Origin of the sequence: Comamonas sp. (genome assembly GCF_036643215.1) — a bacterium.
In the GTDB taxonomy this organism is placed as follows: domain Bacteria; phylum Pseudomonadota; class Gammaproteobacteria; order Burkholderiales; family Burkholderiaceae_C; genus Comamonas.
The window spans coordinates 1-8,368 of record NZ_JAVXSJ010000058.1 but is presented as its reverse complement, the minus strand read 5'-3'; the positions used below and the strand labels follow the sequence as shown (position 1 = coordinate 8,368).

9 protein-coding genes are annotated in these 8,368 nt (G+C 58.6%); 2 read left to right on the top strand and 7 right to left on the bottom strand.

Features of this window, described 5'->3' with window-relative positions:
• On the top strand, positions 1–1,248 hold a 1,248-nt coding region (locus RSF91_RS19125; RefSeq protein ID WP_332569901.1), incomplete at its 5' end, for a SpoVR family protein.
• 146 nt (positions 1,249–1,394) lie between these two features.
• Here RSF91_RS19125 and RSF91_RS19120 read toward each other — a convergent pair.
• Positions 1,395–2,180: a MetQ/NlpA family ABC transporter substrate-binding protein gene (locus tag RSF91_RS19120; protein WP_198461026.1), complete on the bottom strand. Its 786-nt coding sequence runs from the start codon at positions 2,178–2,180 to the stop codon at positions 1,395–1,397.
• A 178-nt stretch (positions 2,181–2,358) separates the two neighbouring features.
• On the opposite strand from RSF91_RS19120, the gene RSF91_RS19115 reads away from it, so the two are divergent.
• Positions 2,359–2,598: a DUF3820 family protein gene (locus RSF91_RS19115; RefSeq protein WP_099736618.1), complete on the top strand. Its 240-nt coding sequence runs from the start codon at positions 2,359–2,361 to the stop codon at positions 2,596–2,598.
• A gap of 65 nt (positions 2,599–2,663) precedes the next feature.
• On the opposite strand, the gene RSF91_RS19110 is transcribed toward RSF91_RS19115, so the two are convergent.
• From RSF91_RS19110 to RSF91_RS19085, 6 genes are all read right to left on the bottom strand, one after another.
• Entirely contained in the window at positions 2,664–3,134 is a 471-nt protein-coding gene (locus RSF91_RS19110) for an ABC transporter substrate-binding protein (protein WP_332569900.1), read from the bottom strand.
• A 357-nt stretch (positions 3,135–3,491) separates the two neighbouring features.
• Positions 3,492–4,049 carry an NADPH-dependent FMN reductase gene (locus tag RSF91_RS19105; RefSeq protein ID WP_332569899.1) on the bottom strand — a complete coding sequence of 186 codons (558 nt, stop codon included), beginning with the start codon at positions 4,047–4,049 and terminating at the stop codon, positions 3,492–3,494.
• A gap of 146 nt (positions 4,050–4,195) precedes the next feature.
• Positions 4,196–4,909, bottom strand: a complete 714-nt coding sequence (gene serB / locus RSF91_RS19100) for a phosphoserine phosphatase SerB (protein ID WP_332569898.1) — start codon at positions 4,907–4,909, stop codon at positions 4,196–4,198.
• Positions 4,910–5,040: 131 nt separating this feature from the next.
• The gene (locus RSF91_RS19095) at positions 5,041–6,063 is read right to left on the bottom strand and encodes a Bug family tripartite tricarboxylate transporter substrate binding protein (RefSeq protein WP_332569897.1); all 1,023 of its coding nucleotides are present in this window, start codon (positions 6,061–6,063) and stop codon (positions 5,041–5,043) included.
• A 167-nt stretch (positions 6,064–6,230) separates the two neighbouring features.
• On the bottom strand, positions 6,231–6,902 hold the full coding sequence (locus RSF91_RS19090) for a hypothetical protein (RefSeq protein WP_332569896.1): 672 nt from the start codon (positions 6,900–6,902) through the stop codon (positions 6,231–6,233).
• Between the two features lie 69 nt (positions 6,903–6,971).
• Positions 6,972–8,368: TRCF domain-containing protein (locus RSF91_RS19085; RefSeq protein ID WP_332569895.1), on the bottom strand; the 1,397-nt coding region annotated here is incomplete at its 5' end.

The window sequence follows — 8,368 nt, the reverse complement described above, 5'->3', positions numbered from 1 at the left end:
ATCGTCATCAACGCCAACCCCTGCATCAGCTATCTGATGGAGGAAAACAGCACGGCCATGCAGGCGCTGGTGATTGCGCATGCAGCCTACGGGCACAACAGCTTTTTCAAGAACAATTACCTGTTTCGCATGTGGTCCGACGCGGGCAGCATCATCGACTATCTGGTCTATGCACGCGACTACGTAAGCCAGTGCGAGGAACGTTACGGGCTGGATACCGTTGAGCAGTTGCTCGATTCCTGCCACGCCCTGTCCAACTTCGGAGTGGACCGTTATTGCCGCCCCTCTAACAAAAGTCTTGCCCGCGAACGCGCCGAGCGGGAGGAGCGCGAGGCCTATGTGCAGCAGCAGGTCAATGTGTTGTGGCGCACCCTGCCGACGCGCAAAGACAAGGACAGTGCGGCCCAGAACAATGAGCGCTTTCCTAAGGAGCCCGAGGAAAACATTCTCTACTTCATCGAAAAGAATGCCCCATTGCTTGAACCCTGGCAGCGCGAGATTTTGCGCATCGTGCGCAAGATCGCCCAGTACTTTTACCCACAGCGCCAGACCCAGGTGATGAACGAGGGCTGGGCCACCTTCTGGCACTACACCTTGCTCAACACCCTGTATGACGAGGGCTGGCTGACCGATGGCGTGATGATTGAGTGGCTGTCATCGCACACCAATGTGATCTATCAGCCACCGGCTGGGCACAGAGCCTTTAGCGGCATTAACCCCTATGCGCTGGGCTTTTCGATGTACCGCGACATTCGGCGTATCTGCGAAAACCCGACCGAGGAAGACCGTCGCTGGTTCCCCGATCTGGCGGGCACGCCGTGGCTGCCTGCGCTGCACCACGCCATGCGCAATTACAAGGATGAAAGCTTTGTCGGCCAGTTTCTGAGTCCGCACCTGATGCGCGAGATGCGCATGTTTTCCCTGCACGACGACCCTGATGAGCGTGAAGTGCTGGTCAGTGCTATTCACGATGAAGATGGCTACCGCCAGCTGCGCCAGCTGCTGTCACAGCAATACGATCTGGGTACGCGCGAGCCCAATATTCAGGTCTGGAACGTGAACCTGCGGGGTGACCGCTGCCTTACGCTGCGCCACACCCAGTACCAGGGGCGGCCGCTTGCTGACGATACGCAGGAAGTGCTTAAACACGTGGCCCGGCTGTGGGGCTTTGGCGTGCAGCTGGAAAGCGTCAACGGTGATGGCGAGACGGCGGTGTTGCTGCACTCGGTACCGGGCCCGTCGGCCTGAAAATTTCAAGCGAAAAGTGCTGGTAGCGCTTATTTATCAAGCGATACCAGCTATCAAATAAAGATCTATTCGCCAGAAAGCAAAAAGCGCTGCAGATGCAGCGCTTTTTGATGGAGCATGCGCATTAGCGCACCAGAAGGCGTCGATCAGAAGGCAGGGACAACCGCACCCTTGTACTTTTCCTGAATGAACTTCTTGGTGTCAGCAGAGTGCAGAACGCTCATCAGCTTGGCAATGTCAGCACCGCCTGCGCGATCCTTACGGGCAACAATGATGTTGGTGTAAGGCGAATCAGCACCTTCGATGAACAGGGCATCCTTGGTGGGGTTCAGCTTGGCTTCGATTGCGTAGTTGGTGTTGATCAGAGCCAGATCGACGTCAGCCAGTGCGCGGGGCAGCAGAGGGGCTTCCAGTTCCTTGAACTTCAGCTTCTTGGGGTTCTTGACGATTTCCAGCGCGGTAGGCGTCAGGCTCTTTGGATCCTTGAGCTCGATCAGGCCATGCTTGGCCAGCAAAATCAAAGCGCGGCCGCCGTTGGATGGGTCGTTGGGGATGGCGATGGTTGCGCCATTCTTCAGATCCTTGATGTTCTTGATCTTGCTGGAGTAGGCGCCAAAGGGCTCCACATGTACCTTGCCATTGGGCACGGCCACCAGCGAGGTCTTGCGGTCTTTGTTGTAGCTGTCCAGATAGGGCTGGTGCTGGAAGAAGTTGGCGTCCAGCTGCTTGTCTTCCACGGCGGCGTTGGGCTGCACGTAGTCGCTGAATTCCTTGATTTCCAGATCAATGCCCTGAGCCTTCAGCGCGGGCTTGATGTGGTTCAGGATTTCTGCGTGAGGCACTGCCGTGGCACCGATCTTGAGCACATCAGCGGCCTGGGCCGACAGTGCCAGAGTGGCAATAGCGATAGCAGAGAGAGCTTTCTTCAACATGGGTTCAGACCTTCTTCAGCAAGTTGCAACAAATCCCTTGGCCTTTTGCAGGCCGCGGTGAAGTAAGGTGCATAGTCTAGTGCGGCGCACCGAAGCCGGAAGTACATTTTTCTTATTTGGTTATAAGAACGTCGTTTTTTATTCAAAGTTTTGCATTTCTGAACTGAGTCCACTTGTCATGAACCCCGAAACGCTGGAGCGCCTGGTGCGCGTGCAAATGCCTTATGGCAAATACAAGGGCCGCCTGATTGCGGATCTGCCCGGCAACTATCTCAACTGGTTTGCCCGCGAGGGATTTCCCAAGGGCGACCTGGGCCGCTTGATTGCGTTAATGCATGAGTTGGACCACAACGGGCTGAGCGAGCTGCTGGAGCCGATTCGCAAGGCGGCAGGGCTCAGGCCCAGAGCGCAGGAATAATCAGCTGAATCAACCAGAATGGAAAAGGGCCGCAAAAGCGGCCCTTTTGGCATCTGCACTGCAGATTACTTGACCGCAGCGCGAGCGGCTTCAGCCTTGGCCTTGGCTTCGTTGAGCTTCTTTTGCAGCTCAGCGGCTTCGGCTTCAGCCTTTTTGGCTTCTTCTTCCTTGGCCTTCTTGGCTTCGGCTTCCTTGTCACCGCCCATGGCACCTGCCAGAGCGTTGCCTGCCATGGTGCCGGCCACAGCGCCGACGGCTGCACCAGCGATGGTGCCCATCATGCCGGAGCCACGGGCAGGCGTTGCCGCTGCAGCGGGAGCTGCTGCAGGAGCAGCGGCGGCTGCGGGGGCCGCAGCAGCAGGTGCTGCAGCCTTAGGAGCCACGGGAGCGGGCTGAGCAGGAGCCTTGTTGCCGATGCTGGCAGGACGCACGGACTTGCTGCTGCCCATGCGCTTGGCCTGAGCCAGCGAAGGCACAGACAGCGATGCAATAGCGATAGCGATCACGGAGGCGGCAGCACGGTACGAAGTCTTCACGGATTAATTCCAATCATGGTTGTCATAGATGGCTGTCTTTCGCACAAGGCGATAGCCAGCCGGCATGCCGTGAGACGCCTGTCTCATATGGCTTGCTTGCTATGGTATTTGGTGGTCAGGGGAGATATATCAAGGTGTTGAGCTGAAACTGTCCGTAAAAAGGACAGTGCTCAGACCTTGGCAGCCGGCTGTTGTGTTGTGTATAGGGCTGCGTCACTATTGTAGGAATAGTCTGGGTAAAGAAAAGTTCCTGCCGCCATCAAAAGTGAGAAATAGTGAAAACAAAATGCGTATAAAAAAGCCCCGCAGCGCTTGAAGCACTTGCGGGGCTTGCTATCAAATCAAGAAATAGCGGGATTATTTCTTTTGCTGCAGTTGTACCCAGTCCAGAAACTTGCTCATGTACTTGGTCAGAAAGCCGTGGCTGGCTGCGCCGATATTGCCGTCTGCATCAAGCAGCGTGTCGGACCAGCGCACAAAACCTTCGGGCTGGGCCATGGTGGGCATGTCCAGTGAGACCAGCACATTGCGCAGGTGCTGCTGCGCCATGGCAGAGGCGGCACCGCCGGGCGAGCTGCCGATGATGGCGGCGGGGATGCCGGCCCAGACGGTCTGGCCATAGGGGCGGCTCAAACCATCCAGCACGTTTTTGAGCGAAGCGGGGATGGAGCGGTTGTACTCGGGAGTGATGAACAGCACGCCATTGCAGCCGCGAATCTGTGGCTTGAGGTCTTCGAAGGGCTTGAAGTCTGGCGTGTTGTCAAAGTCGCGGTTGTAGACCGGCAGGCGGCTGATGTCGATGAATTCGAAATCAGCCTGATCTTGCATGAGTTTGGCCAGGCCTTCGCCGAGCTTGCGGTTGATGGATTGCTTGCTGAGGCTGCCCACGATTACGGCGATTTTGAGTTTGCTCATTCACTGACCTTTCGGATCACGGGTTGGAAGGGATGCAAGGCACTGTAGCAAAGCCGGGTGCTTGCTCCGCGTCAGAGAGCGCCGTCGATGCAGACACAAAAAAGCCGCCACAAATGCTGCGGCGGCTTGATGGGGGAGCTTGCTGCTTACTTCAGAACTTCCAGCAGGCGGTCCAGACCACCTTCGTTGATGGAAACCTTGGCTTCATTGCGCACGCGGGGCTTGGCGTGGTAAGCCACAGACAGGCCTGCGACTTGCATCATGGGGATGTCATTGCTGCCATCACCGACGGCAATGCACTGGCTGGCGTCAATGCCGATCAGCGAAGCCACTTCCAGCAGCGTGCGGCGTTTTTCCGCGCCGTCGCAGATATCGCCCCAGGCTTGCTCGACCAGACCGCCGGTCAGCACGCCGTCTTTGGACTCCAGCACATTGGCGCGCACAAAGTCTATATCCAGCAGGCCGCGCACATGCTCGGCAAAGTAGGTAAAGCCGCCAGAGACCAGCAACACCTTCAGGCCCGCAGCCTTGGCAGCTTTGACCAGTGCTTCAGCGCCGGGCGAGAGCTTGAGGCGTTCAGCCAGCACGCGGGCCATGTCGGCCTCGGTCACGCCGCCCAGCTTGCCCACGCGTTGGCGCAGGCTGTCTTTGAAGTCTGTGATTTCGCCGCGCATGGTGGCTTCGGTGATCGCTGCGACTTCTTCCTTTTTGCCCGTGGCGTCGGCAATCTCGTCAATACACTCGATGGTGATCAGCGTCGAGTCCATGTCAAAAGCGATGAGCTTGTAGTCGCTGAGCTTTTGCGGCGCGGTAATGCCGCGAATCATCAGGCCGGGAGCGAATTCTGTTGCGTCAGTCATTGCGTGTATGTGCGAATGCAGGAAGGGCAAAAACAGTGGCCGGGGCAGCTTGTTGCCGTCTCGGCCGGATATGGCTGCCATTATCCGCTGATGCGGACGGGCCTTGCGGGGCTCATCCGCATCATGCTGCGTTATTGCGGCTGAATGCCTGCCGCTTTCACCAGTTCAGCATGCAACTTGATGTCTTGCGACACGGTCTGCTTGAGCTGCTCGGGCGTCGATGGTGCAACCTCCATGCCGTTTTCGCTCAGCTTGGTCTTGATATCGCTGTCCAGAGCAACGCGCACGGCGCGGTTGAGCTTGTCGATAATGGGCTGGGGCGTTTTGGCCGGGGCAAACAGGCCCACCCATGCAGACAGGTTCAGGTCGGCAAAGCCGCTTTCAACCATGGTGGGTGTATTGGGCAGCGTGGCTGTGCGCTTGGGCGCCAGCAGGCCCAGTGCGTGCAGTTTGCCTGCCTGAATGTGGGGCAGCACCTCGGGCAGTACGGCAAACAGCATGTCTACATTGCCGGCCAGCGTGTCATTCACAGCAGGTGCACCGCCCTTGTAGGGCACATGCAGCATCTGTGCGTGGGTGCGGGTTTCAAACATCAGCGCTGCAAGGTGCTGGGGGCTACCGTCGCCGGAAGAGGCAAAGGTCAGCTTGCCGGGCGCTGTCTTGGCAGCGTTCACCACCGCTGCCACGCTGGGGAATTTCTGCTTGTCTTTGACCACGAGCACCATGGGCTGGTTCACCAGTTTGCTAATGGGTGCGAAGTCGGCCTCGGGGTCATAGGGCAGCGATTTGAAAATGCTCTTGTTGGTGGTCAGAAACGAGGCGGGCGAGACCATCAGCGTGTAGCCATCAGCAGCAGATCGCGCCACGGCGGGCGTGCCGATCTGGCCTGATGCGCCTGCGCGGTTGTCTACCACAAAGGGTTGCTTGAGCTCGGCAGCCAGTTTCTGGCCCACGACACGGGCAATCATGTCGGCGCTGCCGCCAGCAGGTAGGGCGACGATGACTTTGACCGAGCGCTCGGGGTAGGCATTCTGAGCCTGCGCCGTGAGAGCAAAGCCTGCTGCCAGCGCGCAGGCCAGGCCTGTGCGGGCGGTGGTATATATGGCGTGGCGAATATTGAAGCCAATGCTGGCGCGAACGGGGTGGAACAACATGCGATCCTTCTTTTCATCAAGATATGCACTGCTTTGGTGATGGCTACAGTGCGATGGCTTGATGATGAGCAAGCTTCGTGCCAGCGTCCTTGGCGTTTAGCCTGATGGGAAAGATGCTGTTTGCGCAGCGGGCACGAAAGTGGCAGACGTCAAACTGCCGAAAAATCTCAGCTTTCGGGGCTGCGCGGCGGCTGCAGATAGATGGCATCCGACCAGGTCGCCACCCAGTGCGGGCGAAAGACCACGAATACCGCCGTCAGCATGCCGGTGGTCACACCGTCGGCCCAGGCCATGAGCCAGCGGGCCATGCGCGAGAGGTCTTCGTTGACATTGGGCAGCACATGGCCTGCCCATTGGCCGACCAGAGACGCGACAAACAGACACAGAACTGTGCCTAAAAAGCCGCGCAAAAGAATAAATACAAAAATGTTGTGCCAGCACCAGCGGCGCACTGCCACGCCCCAGAGCATGGCCAGAGTGGCCGGCACCAGACCTTGCCAGACCACCATGCCAAGGGCTTCTTCCAGCCCCAAGGCGGGAGCCAATGCAAAAGCAATAGCGCCTACCGCAAGCAGCACAGGTACTGCAAGCGGCCAGCCTATCAAAAGCACGACCAGCGGCGCACCAGACCAGCGCAGTTGCAGCGGCATCTGGTGCAGCGCAGGCAGGGCCCAGACCCAGGGCAGCAGCACCAGGGTGGCGAGTAGCGGCGTGAGCAGGGGTGAGAGCACGGGGTCTTGCATGCCGCCGGGCCCGGCCCGGCTGTCCAGCATGCGCCAGGGTCGGCAGAGCAGGGCCAGCGACAGTGCCAGCAGGGCGATAGCGGCTTCCAGAAACATGGCGGCTCAAGGGTTCAAGGCTGGAGCCTATCTTGCTCTTGATGCATTGGCAGCGCTTTCAGCGCTGCTTTATGCATGAGCCTCGGCTTCAGCCTTGAGCGGCTGGCCCAGACTGCGCAGCACATCACGCACCATTTGCGCGCGGTCCTTGGGATTCTCAAGCTCTTTTTCGATGCGCAGCTTTTCGTTGCCCGCCAGCTTGATGTGCTTGTTTTTTTGAATCAGATGAATGATGTTCATCGGGTCAATCGGCGGCTGGGGCTTGAAGGTGATGTTGATTACGCCGGGCGCTGCATCTACCTTGATCACACCGTAGGGCTGGCTCAGAACGCGCAGGCGGTGCACGTCTATGAGGGTCTGGGCCTGTGCGGGCAGCTTGCCAAAGCGATCCACGATTTCTTCGAGCAGGGTGTCGATCTGATCGGCCGTCTTGGCCGTGGCCAGCTTTTTGTAGAAAGACAGGCGCAGATGCACATCGCCGCAGTAGTCGTTGGGCAACAGGGCTGGCGCATGCAGATTGATATCGGTCGATGCCGACAGCGGAGACAGCAGGTCGGGCTCTTTGCCAGCCTTCAGGCTGCGCACAGCTTCAGACAGCATTTCGTTGTAGAGCTGAAAGCCCACTTCCAGCATATTGCCGCTCTGGTTTTCGCCCAGTACCTCGCCCGCGCCGCGAATCTCCAGGTCGTGCATGGCCAGGTAAAAGCCGCTGCCCAGCTCTTCCATCTGCTGAATGGCTTCCAGTCGCTGCTGGGCCTGCTTGGTCAGGCTGTCCATGTCCGGCACCATCAAATAGGCATAGGCTTGGTGGTGGCTGCGGCCCACGCGGCCACGCAACTGGTGCAACTGGGCCAGACCAAATTTGTCAGCGCGGCTGATGAGGATGGTGTTGGCTGAGGGAACGTCGATACCGGTTTCGATAATCGTCGAGCACAGCAGAATGTTGTAGCGCTGGGCCACAAAGTCGCGCATCACGCGCTCCAGCTCGCGCTCGGGCATCTGGCCGTGGGCCACGGCAATGCGGGCCTCGGGCAGGATTTCTTCCAGCTTTTGCTTGCGGTTCTCGATGGTGTCGACTTCGTTGTGCAGAAAGTAAACCTGCCCGCCGCGCTTGAGTTCACGCAGCACGGCTTCGCGGATGACACCAGTGCCTTCGTTGCGCACAAAGGTTTTGATGGCCAGACGGCGTTGCGGGGCGGTGGCGATGACCGAAAGATCGCGCAAACCCTCCAGCGCCATGCCCATGGTGCGGGGAATGGGGGTAGCCGTCAGCGTCAAGATGTCCACCTCGGCACGCATGGCCTTCATGGCTTCCTTGTGGCGCACGCCAAAGCGGTGCTCCTCATCGATGATGAGCAGGCCCAGATTTTTGAACTGGGTGGATTCGCTCAATAGCTTGTGCGTGCCAACGACGATGTCCACCGTGCCGTCGGCAATGCCCTTGATGGCAGCGGTAATCTCTTTGC

Coding starts and splice junctions, on each gene's coding strand:
- RSF91_RS19120 (WP_198461026.1), bottom strand. CDS start 2,180: ATGTTGAAGAAAGCTCTCTCTGCTATCGCTATTGCCACTCTGGCACTG.
- RSF91_RS19095 (WP_332569897.1), bottom strand. CDS start 6,063: ATGTTGTTCCACCCCGTTCGCGCCAGCATTGGCTTCAATATTCGCCAC.
- serB (WP_332569898.1), bottom strand. CDS start 4,909: ATGACTGACGCAACAGAATTCGCTCCCGGCCTGATGATTCGCGGCATT.
- RSF91_RS19105 (WP_332569899.1), bottom strand. CDS start 4,049: ATGAGCAAACTCAAAATCGCCGTAATCGTGGGCAGCCTCAGCAAGCAA.
- RSF91_RS19090 (WP_332569896.1), bottom strand. CDS start 6,902: ATGTTTCTGGAAGCCGCTATCGCCCTGCTGGCACTGTCGCTGGCCCTG.
- RSF91_RS19115 (WP_099736618.1), top strand. CDS start 2,359: ATGAACCCCGAAACGCTGGAGCGCCTGGTGCGCGTGCAAATGCCTTAT.